We start from the raw sequence: 13790 nt of genomic DNA on the forward strand, positions 1-13790 counted from the left end.
GTAAACGGACCGATAAAGAGGTGACACGATGATAACCAGAAAAACGCTGATGTACATGACCCATCTGCTACTCATGATTTCCACTGCCGCCAGGGCGGATGGCGACGCACAGACCAGCCTGACGCTCGGCGCGGGGGCGCAATTCGCGCCACGCTACAGCGGATCGAATAAAACACGGGTGCAGCCGGTACCGATTTTCCAGGCCAGAGACGGCGCATTTTTTGCTGATGCCCAGAAAGGCATTGGTTATGACCTGCAGAGCGACAGCGGGGTTTATCTGGAACACACGCTGGGTTATGGCCTGGGCCGAAGCGATAAAGATTCGACGTGGCGGGACGGCGCCAGCCGGCTGCAAGGCATGGGAAACATCAGTGCGACGGTGAACACTGCACTGGCGCTGGGCTGGCAGCTCACACCGTGGCTGAGCGCAGAGGGCAAAGCGGTGCTGCCGCTCAGCGATGATCAGGGCATGAACTATCAGGCATCCGTTACGCTGGTGCCCCTCCAGCGCGACAGCGATACCGTTGCACTGCAGACGGCGGCGCTGTTTGGCGATGCGCGTTATATGAATACCTGGTATGGCGTGAGCGATGTCCAGAGCAGCCGCAGCCGGTTTTCACGCTACGATGCCGGCGGCGGCTTTTATGGTGTTGCGACTACGCTCACCTGGAGCCACCAGTTTGATGCCCACTGGGGCACGCTGGTCAGCGCGGGTTACAGCTGGCTGGGCGATCGCGCCGCGGACAGCCCGATCGTGTCCCGGCGCGATCAGGTCACCGGCACGGTCGGCTTTAGCTATACCTTCTGAGAAACGTCAACGGTGGCTGCACAACGCCCGGCCGGCGCGCTGTGCAGCACGACAACCATTACGCGGACATACCGCCATCAATCACCAGTTCGCTGCCGGTGACATAAACGCTTTCGTCCGATGCGAGGAACAGGGCGGCCGCCGCAACTTCGTCAGGATGGCCGAGGCGTTTGGCCGGTATCTGCGCGCTGAATGTCTGTCGTACCTCGTCGCTGACCTGGTCAAACATCGGCGTGTCCGTCGGGCCAGGACTAAGCGTGTTGACGCGAATGCCGCGCGGTGCCAGTTCGCTGCTCCAGGTGCGGGCATAGGCGCGCACCGCGGCTTTGCTGGCCGAGTAAGCGCCATAGCCGGGATTGGCCATGCTGCCCGCAATCGAGCCCACCAGCACGATGGCACCGCCTTCCGTCATGTGCTTCACCGCATGCTGTACGGTGAATACCATGGCACGCACGTTGAGGCCGAACGTGCGGTCAAAGTGCTCTGCGCTGGTCTCTTCGAGGCTGGCGGGTTCAGCCACGCCAGAGGAGTTCACCAGAATATCGAGACGTCCGGCGCGGGCCTGCACGGTGTCAAACAGACGGGCAACATCGTCTGCGCTGGTGAGGTCGCCTGCTATCGCCTCAATGCGGCCGCCAGTCAGCGTGACGGCTTCGGCCAGCAGCGCTTCACGTCGCCCGGTGATGAAAACGTGGGCACCTTCCTGCACAAAACGGCGCGCGATGGCGAGGCCGATACCACTGCCGCCGCCGGTCACCAGCGCGACTTTTCCTTCGAGTTTCATTATGGCTGCTCCAGAATGAGAGGGGTGGACGGCTGATGATACATTTCGTATATTTAGTGTCAATTACGCACCTTATCTACATTAGATATACATAAGGAAACCTCATGCCGACTGATATCGCGGCGCTGCTGGCAGAGATCAACAGCACCCGTCCGATCCTGGAACAGGTCGCCAATAAGTGGTCGGTATTAATTCTGACCGTGCTGTGCACTGAACCCGCGCGCTTTAACGCGATCAAGCGCCGTCTTGATCCGATTACCCACAAGGCACTGACGGAGGCGTTGCGCCGGCTGGAGCGTAACGGCCTGATCAGCCGCCGTGTAATCGCCTCGTCCCCGGTGGCGGTGGAATATGCCATAACGCCGCTGGGCCAGACGTTGCAGGATCCGTTTGTTGCGCTGGTGAAGTGGGCCAGAGAGCAGGGCGACGCGATTGAAAAGGCACAGGTTGTCTATGATCAACGTCGTGCCAGCGAAGAATAAAGCGTGGCGGCCGCCGGCTATTCAGGCGGTCTGTTAATCGCATGCTCAACATGGTTTGCCGTTCTTCTCCTCGCCGCTAAATTAGTCTACATAAAAACGGAATTATTAAATTCGACTCGCCGGAATTTAATTACGTCATTTCAGTAAAATTCACGTTGCGTTATTATTTGCTTGCGGAAAAAAACGGTTAAAAATTTTGAATGGGTAAAGCAAATGATTTCAATAACACCTCTGCAGGTTTGCGCTACAGTATTAGCACTTGATTATTTGAGGATGTTTCCATGAAATTATTGAAAAAAACGGCGCTGCTTTCTCTGGTGGCATTATATGTTCCCCTGTCACATGCTGCAGCGACGGAATATAACCTTGACCCGCAACATACTTCCGTGGTGATCGCATGGAATCACTTTGGTTTCTCTCATCCGACTGCTGATATTTCTGATGTTTCCGGTCAGCTGGCTTTTGACAAAGAAAACCCGGAAAAGTCACAGGTTAATGTGACCCTGCCGTTAAAAACGATTGACACGCATGTGCCAGCGCTGACCAAAGAGTTTTTGGGTAATGAGTATTTTGACGTTAAAAAATATCCTCAGGCCACCTTCCACAGCACCCATGTGGAAAGCAAAGGCGATAATAAATATGATGTGCAGGGTAATTTAACCGTTAAAGGTATTACTAAGCCGGTTGTGCTGCATGCCACGCTGAACAAGCAGGATATGCACCCTATGGTTAAAAAGCAGGCGATCGGTTTTGATGCCACCGGCGTCATCAAACGCTCGGACTTTAAAATCGATAAATATGTTCCGGCCGTGGGCGACGAAGTGACGATTACGCTCTCTACCGAGGCGTACGCCAAATAATGCATTGCGCGCTTAATCGCGCGCTTTTTCTCTGCATCAACCTGCTGCGCTATGCGCGTGTTCAGCGCGAGCTGGCGCAACAGGTTGTCTGTACTTCTTCCCTGGGTGCAGCATCACTGCCTGCCAGCGCATTTCTCGTGAGCACCCTCTGACGCTTTGCCTCATCACCTGCCTGCAATTTCAGACCTTTAGCAATAAAGCCGAAAAAAACCACCAATTCATACCCTTGCGATGACCGCCAGCACTGCACCTGATTACCTGATGGGTTTTTACCCTGCTAACAGCGGCCAGTGAACTATATTTTTACCCACTGAAGTGCGAAATCATGGGTTTAGCAGATAACCGGCACGATAACGGTTACTGATTTTGGTGACTTATCTGACAACCGCGGTTGTTAGCTGAACAGAAGGGAATATCATGCCATTACTGCTTGGTGAGTTATCTGGTGCGCCGACATGGGTACCTGCTGTATTGCTCGTCACACTCTCGCTACTGCTGGGTTTTCTGGCCCGCTTTATTCTTCTGAGGTTTATCCGCTACTGGCAAAGCCGCGATCGCAAGCTGTTTAAATCGCTGGAAAAGCATCTGCGGGGATCGTTATTTTTATTCATTCCATTACTGCTGATCAATATGGGGATGAGTTATGTGCATCTCGATCCTGGCTCACTGAGCTTTATCGCCACCACGCTTAATATCTTTATCATCTTATCGTTCTGTTCCATTTTGATTCGTCTGATTAACGTAGCGCAGGATATGTTGTTTATTCGCTACGATATCAACCTGTCGAACAACCTGCGTGCGCGTAAAATTCGTACGCAATTAATCTATGTTAAAAAAGTGGCTATCGTCATCCTGGTACTGTTTTGCCTGAGTTTAATTCTGCTCAACTTCCCTGGTGTACGTAAATTCGGCACCACCATCCTCGCGGGTGCCGGGGTCGCCGGTATCATTATTGGTTTCGCTTTGCAAAAGTCGCTGGTGAATCTGTTTGCCGGCATTCAGATTGCTTTCACCCAACCGATAAAAATTGACGATGCGGTGGTGGTCGAAAAGGAGTGGGGCTGGATTGAGGAAATCAATCTGACTTATGTTGTGGTGCGCATCTGGGATTTACGCCGTCTGGTGCTGCCCATAACCTATTTTACCGAGAATGCATTTCAGAACTGGACGCGAAATAATGCGCAAATATTGGGGTCTGTGTTTCTCTATGTTGATTACTCGATGCCGCTGGCGCCGCTGCGCGAGCATTTTGAAAAAATCCTCAATGAGACCCGGCTCTGGGATCGTGAAACTCAGGTACTGCAGGTGACCGATACCACGGAAAAAACCATGACCATCCGTTTACTGATGACCGCGCAGAACTCACCCACGGCATGGGATCTACGCTGCTATGTACGCGAGAAAATGATTGAATTCATTCAGCAGAATTACCCGCAGAGTCTGCCTCAGGTGAGAGCCACCCTGACCGAAGCCGACAAAGCATAGTTCAGGCTGGCGATGGGGCATTGCGCGGTAACTGCTCAGGTTGCCATTGCTATCCGGCGTTATTATCAGGGCCCTTATCGGGGCCCTGAACAGGACATTTTCTCCGTCCGTTTTTACTGACTCTTTTCCTTATCCGCCTCCGCTCCCTTCGGCAGATCTTTACGCAGTTTTGCCACCTGATCCGCGCTTACCGCAGGTGCCTGATTGCCCCAGCCGTTACGAATGAATGTCACCAGATCCGCCACTTATTCTTACATTCACAATGACCTGACGTATCATCATCAGGTCATATCATGGCTACAAAACATTATGCAACAATCAACTCTTCGCTTTCTTTTAACGCTGTGTTGCGTTCATTTTCGATGGCTAAAGACTCTCTGTACTCTTTAGCTTCTGCAGCAATTGTCCAATGCACATCAATGCTCATTTCCTGAATCGTGGATTTGATTTCTTTAATACCTACATTAAAGAACTCTTTGCGGGAGTTAACTTTGTTTACCTGTTTATCGTTAAACACCTTGTGAAGGTGATTTTCAAGCGAAGGAGCATCATCACTGTAGATCATTGCATGTACATCGAATGAAAACGGGACGCTGGCATCGCCAAGTTCACGAACCCGGTCGAGCGGTTCGAGCCTGCGTGTCATCCCAATTTTATACACGTTTTCTCCAAACGAGCCGATATTACTGATCACATACACATGACCTGAACGTGTTTGCTGTGCCATCGAAATGGCTCGTTGGTTTTTGGCTTCAGCTTCTTCGTATTTAATTTGTAGCTCAGCCAGTCTTTGTTCGAGGGCTATACGTTGTTCTTCGCCTGCGAGCATCAGTTCTTTAGTCGCTTTATCAATCGCCTGCTGAATTGTTTTTTCTTCTTTTTCAGCTTCTTTTATCGCTTTTTCATACTCGCGACGCGCCTTTTCTTCTTCACGCAACTGTTCTTTGATTCGTCTTTGTTCTTCTCTTTCTTCGAGCATAATTTCATTTACAGCTACTCCCCATTTAAGCTCGTTGAGTCGGGCCTGCAAGCAGATATCAGTGATCCTGGCTGACCTAAAGGCTGAACCGTTAAAATTAACAAGCTCAAAGGCATCTTTTATTTCCTGGGATAATTTGCCGTAATTGTTGTGTTTAATTTTTGAGAGGGTACTGTCGACTTTTCCATTGAAAGCATCCAGTACAAATTTGATGGCGGTGTTTCTTCTGTTTGGTTCGACGTAATCACAGCTTGCCGCTTTGTTCGTTTTGATAAGAGACTTAGTTAACTCTCTGGCTTTTTGCAGTTCTTTTCCTGCATCCGTAAATTCATAATTCTCTGCCAGTTCGTCCAAAACGCTTCGGTTTGGCACTATCCATTCATCGCCGTACCCTTCAATTTTATTTTTCATTGACCTGGCGACAGCCTGATAGGTCTCTGCAAACTCTTTCGCTTCATATGCGGAGCCAGCTATTTCCATTGCACGTATCTCTGCATCCGCGATTATTTTCATCGCATTATCATTTGCGTTGGAGATCAGCTCATCCGCTTTACTATTCGCGTTATCGAGTCGTTCTTTGGCTTTCAGGCGTGCATCACGCGCATCCTGGGTGATAGCGACAGCTTCGCTATTGGCGTTGCTTATTGTTAATGCAGCCTGATCGTAAGCTTCGCTTACCGCTCTTGCCGCTTGTTTTTGCGCGTCATCCAGCTTTTCTCTGGCAATAGCGTCAGCGGTTTTAATCTTTTTTTCCGCATCTAATACTGCATCGTGTAATTCCTGATACTGCCACAAAGGAGTGGCTTTTCCTTCAAGTTCTGCGTGGTCACGTACAGCCTGAGCTAATTTTTTCTGCGTTTCACCTAATTCTTCGCCAAGCGTATTTTTGCCGGAGATTAAAAGAGCTATTTCCTCTCGGTATTTTTTGCTTTTTTTGAAAAGTACGACAGATAAAACCGGAGCCAGAAGTGCTAATAAGAGTACTACTACTAAAAATAATTCCATTTCAAAGTCCTTTTACTCTATCAATTTGTAACAGCTGTGCTTCCTAACTATGTTATCACTTCTATATCTGAAAAAGCACATTCAAAAATATCATTTACAGTGGAAAGTTTGAACCTGCCTCTGGGCGCCCGGGTGATAAGTCTCATGAAATTGTAATGAAGAAATACCTATAGCATGGTCGAATTGTTATGAATTGATTGCTTTGGTTAACACCGTGTCCGTGCATGACCCTCTGTTAGCTGAACGTACAAGGACGACCGCAAAGGTATTGCTGGAAGCAGGGGAATCAAGCCGTTTGAAACCTGCGGCGTAAGAGGTTTGGCAGCAGCGCGATGGTGCATTTTTCGGAAAAAAATGCCCGCAGAGCGGGCATAACAAAAAACTACAGGAAAAATTCTCGTCGCAACGCTTGAGCTGTGTGTTGCGTCACTATAGTAGCAACGAAAATTCTCTCCTGCTGACAATGTTCGATGAGTTAATTTTGTTGCCGGGATTCACAGCGCACGCTTCTGTCGCCATTTCTCCCGTTCGCGATGAGCTATCTCCGCTGTCCATGTTAACCCGCCCAGCGCGACTGGCGGATAATCCGGCAAAAATTCATCGGGCGAAATGCCGGTTGCTTATCAGCGATGACGTCAGCTTTCACGTTGCCGAAAGTCGTCGCCGGTTTGTGTTGAATGCCATCATAAAATGCCTGGATAATTTCTTCTTTAAACTGTGCCGGACGGGGATGCTGCTGCACCACGGCTTCACGTTGCTCATCGCTGAAGTGGTCATAGTCAATACCCAGCACATCCATCTCAACGCCGGCCGTCACCAGGGCGATTTCCCCGGCCATAAATTGCGGAATGCCGGGCGTCGTGTGCAGGGCAATCGCCGTCCACACTTTATCAATATCCGCCTGGGCAACCCCATAATGTTGCAGAAAATCGCGCGCCGCATTGGCGCCATCGACTTCAAAGCGCTTATCGCAGCTGCAATGCTGTTGCGTCAGGCCCACATCATGAAACATGCAGCCAACGTAAAGCAGCTCGGCATCCACTTTGACCCCCAGTCGCTGACCTGCCAAAGCGCCCCAGTAAAAAACGCGGCTGGAGTGATGAAATAACAGATCCGATTCGATGTCACGTACCAGCGCGGTAGCATCGCGCGCCATTTTGCTTTCCGGAATACGAATGCCGTTAATAGTAAAACTCATGGTGATGTCTCCGCTTAGTGAAGTTGCGTTCAGCATAAAGCCGCGCGACAATGTCATGAATCCATGTTTAACGATGATTCCAGACATTGCGATTTAAGCGGACAGCCAGACAATGACTCACCATCACATTACCCTCTTGGCCGTTCCCGGCGCCCAGTTGCTGGATATTTCCGGGCCGCTGGATGTGTTTGCCGAGGCAAATCGGCTGCTGCATCGTCAGGTGTATCAGCTCAGCGTGATGTCGCTGCAGCACACCAGCATCCGCTGCTCGTCTGGTGTCCGGCTGGAAGCCGACGTTGCGCTAACTGCGGCGACACAGCATCGCGCCGATACCTTTCTGGTCGCCGGAGCACCTGACGCCAGCCAGATGCAGCTTTCCGCCAGTGAGCGCCAGCAGATTATCGCGCTCTGTCAGCGCAGCCAGCGTTACGGCTCGGTGTGTACCGGGGCGCTGCTGCTGGCGCAAACGGGTTTGCTGAACGGCAGGAAAGTCACTACTCACTGGGCGTGTGCGGAACGGCTGGCATTACTGCTACCCGATGCACAGGTCGAAGCCGATGCGCTGTATGTGGCGGATGGTGCATTACGCACGGCAGCGGGGGTGACGTCCGGACTGGATCTGGCGCTGCGGCTGGTGGAAGAGGATCTCGGGCGCGAGCTGGCGCAGGAGGTGGCCGCCAGCCTGGTGATGTTCTTCCAGCGCCCGGTCACACAGGGACATTTTGTGCGTAAACAGCAGGTGTCCCTGGCCGGACGCAGCGCCTTTCAGGAGATGCAGCGCTGGGCAATCGCGCATCTGGCACAGATTCGCGGGCTGGAAGACCTGGCGGCGCACATGCACCTCAGTACGCGGCATCTAGCGCGTCTGTTTCAGCAGGAGATGCAGATCCAGCCTGGCGCATGGCTGGAACAGGCACGCATCAGCCACGCGCGGGCTTTGCTGGATGCCGGTGAGCTGCCGCTCAAAGCGATCCCGGCGGCCTGCGGTTATCACAGTGCCGATGTGATGCGCCGCGCGTTTGTCAAAGTGACCGGCATGACGCCGTCGCTGTATCGCAAAATGTTCCCGCCGCCGCGTTGAGTCTGCACCACTGTCTGCATTCTCGTCCGGCTGCGCCATTTAGCCGGTTATTCCAGCGTGTTGCTTTCCAGCTTACGCGTTGCAGTCCCGCGCGTTGACCACCAGCAGAGCAGCGAACCGAGGCAAACCATCGCCGTGCCTTGCCAGAAGGAGAAGGTCAGGCTGGAGTTAAGGATAAAAGCGGCTATCAGCGACGAAATGATAGGGATAAAGTAGGAAGCTGCGGCTAACAGCGTGACATTGCCGTGCAGAATGCCGACGTTCCACACCGCATAGCCGAGCCCCATCGCCATCGCTGCCAGCGCCAGGCTGATGCACGCCTGCAGCGAAAACACCACGGGCGGCTGCGGTGATAGCAGCGATTTCAGCCACAGGGTCAGCGCAGTTAAGATGAAAAACAGCGTGATGCCGTTACTGCCTTTCGCGCTATTTTTTGTCACCACACAATAAACCGCCCAAATCATCGCACCGCCAAATGCCAGACCATAACTGAGCGGATTATCCATCACATTGTCGATCATTTCGCCCAATGAAAATCCCCGATCGCCGCTCAGTACTCGACAAATACCGGCGACGGCCAGCAGGAGGCCGGGAATAATCAACGGGCTGGTCTTTTGCCGGTTAACCATCACCGTTAAAACGATGGTCATCGCCGGCCACAGGTAATTAACCATGCCGACTTCAATCGCCTGATGGCCGCTATGAGTAAAACCCAGCGACAGCGACAGGCAGAGCTCATAGCACACAAACAGCAGGCTGCCGATCAGCAAATAGCGGCGGGGAAACTGGCGCAGGTCAGGAAAACCCACGGTGAGCAGCAACAGCAGGGCGCTGGCGCTGTAAATCAGCGCGGCACCGGTTACCGGACCAAAACTTTCACTGACGCTTTTTATTAATCCTACAATCGTGCTCCACAGCAGAATGGCCAGCAGACCAGTCAGGGTAGCTTTACTCTGTGGCATTACCCGTTACCTCAATGTGTGAAAAATCGCGGCTTGCTCGCCAGTGTGGCGGCTGGCGGGGACGCAGACAAGATGAATCTGCAGGTTGCCAATGTGACTGGCCGGAAAACGAACCCGTCTGCAGACAAAAAGTTAAAAAAATATCCTGATTAAAATCAGTGCAATAGAGTAGTGATGTAAATCTTCGCTAAAAAATATCTTGCTATTAAATAGCGCGCTATATAAATTCAGTCTCAGTTCAGAACACGACCATCGAGTCATTATCATTTAAATAGTGTGCGATATAATCGCAAAAAATATTAAAGGAGTAACACCATGAAATTACAACACTCTCTGCTTGCCATGGCGATGGCTACTGCATCTGTAAATAGCTTTGCTGACGCACCACAACCTGAACGTCACGTGCAGCAGTTTTTACAGGCGCTGAACAGCAGCGGCGGCAAACCGATTGAGCAACTGTCACCGCAGGCGGCGCGCCAGGTGCTGATTGATGCGCAGAAGGGCGTAACGCTGCCGCCGGCCGACGTCACTGAAAAAACCATTCAGGTAAACGGCCAGCCCATTAAGCTGAATATCGTAAAACCGCAGGGCGCACAGGGTACGCTGCCGGTATTTATGTTCTTCCACGGCGGCGGCTGGATCCTCGGTGATTTCCCGACCCACGAACGTCTGGTGCGCGATCTGGTGGTGGAATCTGGCGCAGCGGCTGTGTTTGTGAACTATACGCCGTCACCCGAAGCGCATTATCCGCTGGCCATCAATCAGGCTTATGCGGCGACACGCTGGGTGGCGGAACACGGTAGCGAGATTGGTGTCGATGGCAAGCGCCTGGCGCTGGTTGGTAACAGCGTCGGCGGTAACATGGTAGCGGCGGTCGCGCTGCAGGCTAAACAGCAGCAAACGCCAGCAATTCGTTATGACATCATGCTGTGGCCGGTAACCGATGCGCGCTTTGATACCGCTTCGTATCACCAGTTTGCCAACGGATATTTCCTGTCGCGGAACATGATGAAATGGTTCTGGGACGCCTACACCACCAAACAGAGCGAGCGCGACAATATTCTCGCTTCGCCGCTGCGCGCCACAAAAGAGCAGCTGCAGGGCTTACCGCCAACGCTGATTCAGACGGCAGAACTGGATGTGCTGCGTGATGAGGGTGAAGCCTTTGGTCGCAAACTGGATGCCGCCGGTGTGGATGTCACCGTGACGCGCTATAACGGTCTGATTCATGACTACGGTCTGCTCAATCCGCTGAGCGAGGTGCCGGCAGTCCGCACTGCGATTCGCCAGGCGGCGGAAGAGCTGAAAACCCATCTGCAGTAAGCTTCAGGCCAGGCGCGGCGGCGTCTGGCCCGTTCATTTATCCTCGCCTCACTTCCACGTCATCTCACCGGTATTCACCTTCGCGCTCAGCTCCAGCGAGCTGACGTCCGCTAAGGTTGGCCACGCCTGTTTCATCGCCTGAATCACCGCCGCGGAGCCTTTGTGCTGTTGCAGCGCCCGCTCAAAACTTTGCAGATAATCCAGCGTAAAGGTGACCGCTTTATCGCCCGCCGGACGCGCACCCAGATAGTGGCCGGGGATCACCACCTGCGGCTTCAACTGCTGCATTTCTCGCAATACCTGACGCCACTCTGCGCGGCTGGCTGCGGTTTGGGTGTCCGCGGTCCAGACGTGAATGCCGGAATCCACCACTGTGCCACCGAGTATTGCCTTACTGGAGGGAATCCACACGTAGGCTGATTTTTCTGCCGCGTGGCGCAGCTCGATGCGCTCACCATCGACGCTAAACCGCGTCTGGTGGGTAATCTGCGGTACATACAGCTGGTGTGGCGCAGCGCCGTTCATCTGCGGTCCCCAGTACTGCAGCTTGGCATCTTTGGTCGCTTCGATATGTTCCACTACCAGCGGCGAGGCGACTATTTTGGCCTGCGGAAACGCCTGCACCAGCGGCTCAAGACCGAAGTAGAAATCCGGATCGCCCGAGGTGATCACGATGTGGGTCAACTGCTTGCCGCGCGCTTTAATCAGTTCCACCAGCTTTTCACCATCTTTGGGGCTGAACTGCGCATCAAACAGAATCGCTTCATGCGGACCGGAGACCAGCGTCGACGAGACCGGAAAAATTCCCTGTTCCTGTGGGTTATACACGTCTAACTGCAACGGAGCGGCAAAAGCCGGCGCGGCGGCTAAGGTGACCAGCAGCGCGAGTGATTTCATCTTCATGGCATCTTCCTTTTTACGGCAACGTGCCGTCACTGAAAGACGCTATTGTAAGCAAATCGCCAGCTGGCAGAATTCCCGCAATCAGATATGATCAGTTGCATAAAACGATCAGATGGAGCCTGCATGGACAGAGTGACGGCAGCGCGGGTGTTTAACCGGATTTGTGAACTGGGAAGCCTGAGCGCGGCGGCGCGCGCGCTGGATATTTCGCGCCCGATGGTCAGTCGCTATCTTGATGAAATGGAGAAGTGGGCAGGCGCACGCCTGCTGCACCGTTCTTCACGGCGGCTGACCATTACCCCGGCGGGTGAGCAGATTTTACATAAGACACGCGCACTGGCCCGGCTGGCCGACGAGATTGAACAGCAGGGCGATGAGGGCAAACCGCAGGGCACGTTGCGCGTGGCCTGTGCACATTCAACCGCCACCCACATTCTTGGACCGATGATTCCGGCGTTCCTCGCGCGTTACCCGGCGGTGCGTATTGAGCTGGAGATCAATAATCAGCCGGTTAGCCTGGTGGGTGAGCGCATCGATGTGGCCATTCGCATTACCGACGATCCGGAGCCCGGCGCGATTGCCCGCAGGCTGGGTGAATGTGCCTCGGTAGTCTGCGCCGCGCCGGCCTATTTAACGCAACGGGGCGAGCCTCAGACGCCAGCGGATCTGGCACAACATAATTGCCTGCACTACAGCCGCTTCGCCGGGCAGCGCTGGCAGTTTCACGATGCGCAAGGCGAGGCGGTTTCCGTAGTGGTGAGCGGCAATTTCAGCGCCGGTATTTCATCCGTGTTATGTGATGCCGCTATCGCCGGCTGTGGTGTTGCCATGGTGCCGGCAATGGAGGCACAGACTGCGCTGGCCAGCGGTCAGTTACGTTGCGTGCTGCCCGGCTTTCAACCGCGCACCTTAGGCATTTATGGCCTGTATATGTCGCGCGAACGCCAGCCTGCGGTATTACGGGTATTTCTGGATGCGGTGATGCAGCAGTTGCAAACGCTTTGAATCACCAGAGTGACAACGTCACTGGTGCCTGTCACGCGCTGTATGTGTTACGTAACACCGTTTCAACATACTGAACCGTGGCGTTAAGCGACAAATCCACCGCACAACTGCTACTATGCGCCGCGCCGCGGCAGTTGAGCAGCGCGCCGGGTTCCACTTTCACTCATTTTTACCTGCTTAACGGCATGGGGTAGCACCGTAATGTTTCACGATTTAGGCATCATCAATCTCTGGACTTTCCTGGCGGGCGCGCTGGTGATCATTCTATTACCCGGACCCAACAGCCTGTATGTGCTGCGCACCGGGATGAGTCGTGGGGCAAAGCCGGCCTGTCAGGCGATAGCCGGGGTGATGGCGGGCGATTTGATTTTGATTTTTCTCGCCTGGGCGGGCGTCGCGACGCTGATCCGTACCAGTCCGCATATTTTTATGGTGGTGCGTTATCTTGGTGCCATGTTCCTGCTGTATCTCGGCGTGAAGATTATCATCGGCGCGCTGCGCAAACGCAGCGGCGATCAACCGGCTGAAGCGGTAAAAGAGGAAAACTATTTCCTGCGTGCGCTGCTGCTTGGCGTAACCAATCCCAAGGCGATTCTGTTTTACGTTTCGTTCTTCATTCAGTTTATCGATCCGCGCGTAACCCATACCGCGCCGGCGTTTGCCACGCTGGGTGCGCTGATTCAGGTGATCAGTTTCAGCTACTATTCCCTGTTGCTGGTGGCTGGCGCGGTGATGGTGCGCTATCTGCGCAGCCGCACCCGCCTGGTCAAGCTGGCGAACATGCTGACCGGCATGCTGTTTTTTGGCTTCGCCGTGCGGTTAGTCAGCGCGCAAAGCTAACCCTTCTGACGCACGCCACGGCAGCAACGCCGCCTCCGCCGGCTGCACCCTAAAATGGCAACGCCATGATGCAGC

Annotated in this window: 13 protein-coding genes and 1 pseudogene; 8 read left to right on the forward strand and 6 right to left on the reverse strand. The window is 53.4% G+C overall.

Annotation, left to right across the window (positions count from 1 at the left end; all coding sequences use genetic code 11):
• Window positions 1-28 precede the first annotated feature (28 nt).
• Complete coding sequence (locus tag OXR61_RS10690; RefSeq protein WP_267412063.1) at window positions 29-808, forward strand: MipA/OmpV family protein; 780 nt, start codon at window positions 29-31, stop codon at window positions 806-808.
• 58 nt (window positions 809-866) lie between these two features.
• Here OXR61_RS10690 and OXR61_RS10695 read toward each other — a convergent pair whose 3' ends face one another.
• The gene (locus OXR61_RS10695) at window positions 867-1595 is read right to left on the reverse strand and encodes a 3-oxoacyl-ACP reductase family protein (protein WP_031279994.1); all 729 of its coding nucleotides are present in this window, start codon (window positions 1593-1595) and stop codon (window positions 867-869) included.
• A gap of 101 nt (window positions 1596-1696) precedes the next feature.
• Between OXR61_RS10695 and OXR61_RS10700 the strand changes: the two genes are divergently transcribed.
• From OXR61_RS10700 to OXR61_RS10710, 3 genes are all read left to right on the forward strand, one after another.
• Window positions 1697-2074: a helix-turn-helix domain-containing protein gene (locus OXR61_RS10700; protein WP_021509005.1), complete on the forward strand. Its 378-nt coding sequence runs from the start codon at window positions 1697-1699 to the stop codon at window positions 2072-2074.
• Window positions 2075-2355: 281 nt separating this feature from the next.
• Entirely contained in the window at window positions 2356-2934 is a 579-nt protein-coding gene (locus OXR61_RS10705) for a YceI family protein (RefSeq protein WP_021509006.1), read from the forward strand.
• 417 nt (window positions 2935-3351) lie between these two features.
• Window positions 3352-4419 (forward strand): mechanosensitive ion channel domain-containing protein, encoded by a 1068-nt coding sequence (locus OXR61_RS10710; protein ID WP_031279995.1) that lies wholly within the window; start codon window positions 3352-3354, stop codon window positions 4417-4419.
• Between the two features lie 113 nt (window positions 4420-4532).
• Here the strand turns inward: OXR61_RS10710 and OXR61_RS10715 are convergent.
• From OXR61_RS10715 to OXR61_RS10725, 3 genes and pseudogenes are all read right to left on the reverse strand, one after another.
• Window positions 4533-4664, reverse strand: a pseudogene (locus OXR61_RS10715) (cytochrome c); the annotation flags it as partial.
• 62 nt (window positions 4665-4726) lie between these two features.
• Window positions 4727-6403, reverse strand: coding sequence for a DUF4041 domain-containing protein (locus OXR61_RS10720; protein ID WP_267412079.1), 1677 nt, complete (start codon window positions 6401-6403; stop codon window positions 4727-4729).
• 556 nt (window positions 6404-6959) lie between these two features.
• Window positions 6960-7601 (reverse strand): HD domain-containing protein, encoded by a 642-nt coding sequence (locus OXR61_RS10725; protein ID WP_021509011.1) that lies wholly within the window; start codon window positions 7599-7601, stop codon window positions 6960-6962.
• 112 nt (window positions 7602-7713) lie between these two features.
• Here OXR61_RS10725 and OXR61_RS10730 point away from each other — a divergent pair, with 112 nt between their 5' ends.
• On the forward strand, window positions 7714-8682 hold the full coding sequence (locus OXR61_RS10730) for an AraC family transcriptional regulator (protein WP_031279996.1): 969 nt from the start codon (window positions 7714-7716) through the stop codon (window positions 8680-8682).
• A gap of 47 nt (window positions 8683-8729) precedes the next feature.
• On the opposite strand, the gene yddG is transcribed toward OXR61_RS10730, so the two are convergent.
• Window positions 8730-9644 (reverse strand): aromatic amino acid DMT transporter YddG, encoded by a 915-nt coding sequence (yddG, locus tag OXR61_RS10735; RefSeq protein ID WP_021509013.1) that lies wholly within the window; start codon window positions 9642-9644, stop codon window positions 8730-8732.
• Window positions 9645-9959: 315 nt separating this feature from the next.
• On the opposite strand from yddG, the gene OXR61_RS10740 reads away from it, so the two are divergent.
• Window positions 9960-10967 carry an alpha/beta hydrolase gene (locus OXR61_RS10740; RefSeq protein WP_021509014.1) on the forward strand — a complete coding sequence of 336 codons (1008 nt, stop codon included), beginning with the start codon at window positions 9960-9962 and terminating at the stop codon, window positions 10965-10967.
• Window positions 10968-11015: 48 nt separating this feature from the next.
• Here the strand turns inward: OXR61_RS10740 and OXR61_RS10745 are convergent, their stop codons facing one another.
• Window positions 11016-11870: a Vmh family MBL fold metallo-hydrolase gene (locus tag OXR61_RS10745; protein WP_021509015.1), complete on the reverse strand. Its 855-nt coding sequence runs from the start codon at window positions 11868-11870 to the stop codon at window positions 11016-11018.
• 123 nt (window positions 11871-11993) lie between these two features.
• Between OXR61_RS10745 and OXR61_RS10750 the strand changes: the two genes are divergently transcribed.
• Both OXR61_RS10750 and leuE read left to right on the forward strand, forming a co-directional pair.
• Entirely contained in the window at window positions 11994-12875 is an 882-nt protein-coding gene (locus OXR61_RS10750) for a LysR family transcriptional regulator (RefSeq protein WP_021509016.1), read from the forward strand.
• A 201-nt stretch (window positions 12876-13076) separates the two neighbouring features.
• Entirely contained in the window at window positions 13077-13715 is a 639-nt protein-coding gene (gene leuE, locus OXR61_RS10755) for a leucine efflux protein LeuE (RefSeq protein WP_021509017.1), read from the forward strand.
• Window positions 13716-13790: the final 75 nt, after the last annotated feature.

Origin of the sequence: Pantoea sp. GM_Pan_4, from assembly GCF_026541005.1 — a bacterium.
GTDB lineage: Bacteria > Pseudomonadota > Gammaproteobacteria > Enterobacterales > Enterobacteriaceae > Pantoea > Pantoea dispersa.

Excerpts from the sequence above, each read along its gene's own strand:
- OXR61_RS10690 (WP_267412063.1), top strand. The coding sequence starts at position 29 with ATGATAACCAGAAAAACGCTGATGTACATGACCCATCTGCTACTCATG.
- OXR61_RS10700 (WP_021509005.1), top strand. The coding sequence starts at position 1,697 with ATGCCGACTGATATCGCGGCGCTGCTGGCAGAGATCAACAGCACCCGT.
- OXR61_RS10705 (WP_021509006.1), top strand. The coding sequence starts at position 2,356 with ATGAAATTATTGAAAAAAACGGCGCTGCTTTCTCTGGTGGCATTATAT.
- OXR61_RS10710 (WP_031279995.1), top strand. The coding sequence starts at position 3,352 with ATGCCATTACTGCTTGGTGAGTTATCTGGTGCGCCGACATGGGTACCT.
- OXR61_RS10720 (WP_267412079.1), bottom strand. The coding sequence starts at position 6,403 with ATGGAATTATTTTTAGTAGTAGTACTCTTATTAGCACTTCTGGCTCCG.
- OXR61_RS10725 (WP_021509011.1), bottom strand. The coding sequence starts at position 7,601 with ATGAGTTTTACTATTAACGGCATTCGTATTCCGGAAAGCAAAATGGCG.
- OXR61_RS10730 (WP_031279996.1), top strand. The coding sequence starts at position 7,714 with ATGACTCACCATCACATTACCCTCTTGGCCGTTCCCGGCGCCCAGTTG.
- yddG (WP_021509013.1), bottom strand. The coding sequence starts at position 9,644 with ATGCCACAGAGTAAAGCTACCCTGACTGGTCTGCTGGCCATTCTGCTG.
- OXR61_RS10740 (WP_021509014.1), top strand. The coding sequence starts at position 9,960 with ATGAAATTACAACACTCTCTGCTTGCCATGGCGATGGCTACTGCATCT.
- OXR61_RS10745 (WP_021509015.1), bottom strand. The coding sequence starts at position 11,870 with ATGAAGATGAAATCACTCGCGCTGCTGGTCACCTTAGCCGCCGCGCCG.
- OXR61_RS10750 (WP_021509016.1), top strand. The coding sequence starts at position 11,994 with ATGGACAGAGTGACGGCAGCGCGGGTGTTTAACCGGATTTGTGAACTG.
- leuE (WP_021509017.1), top strand. The coding sequence starts at position 13,077 with ATGTTTCACGATTTAGGCATCATCAATCTCTGGACTTTCCTGGCGGGC.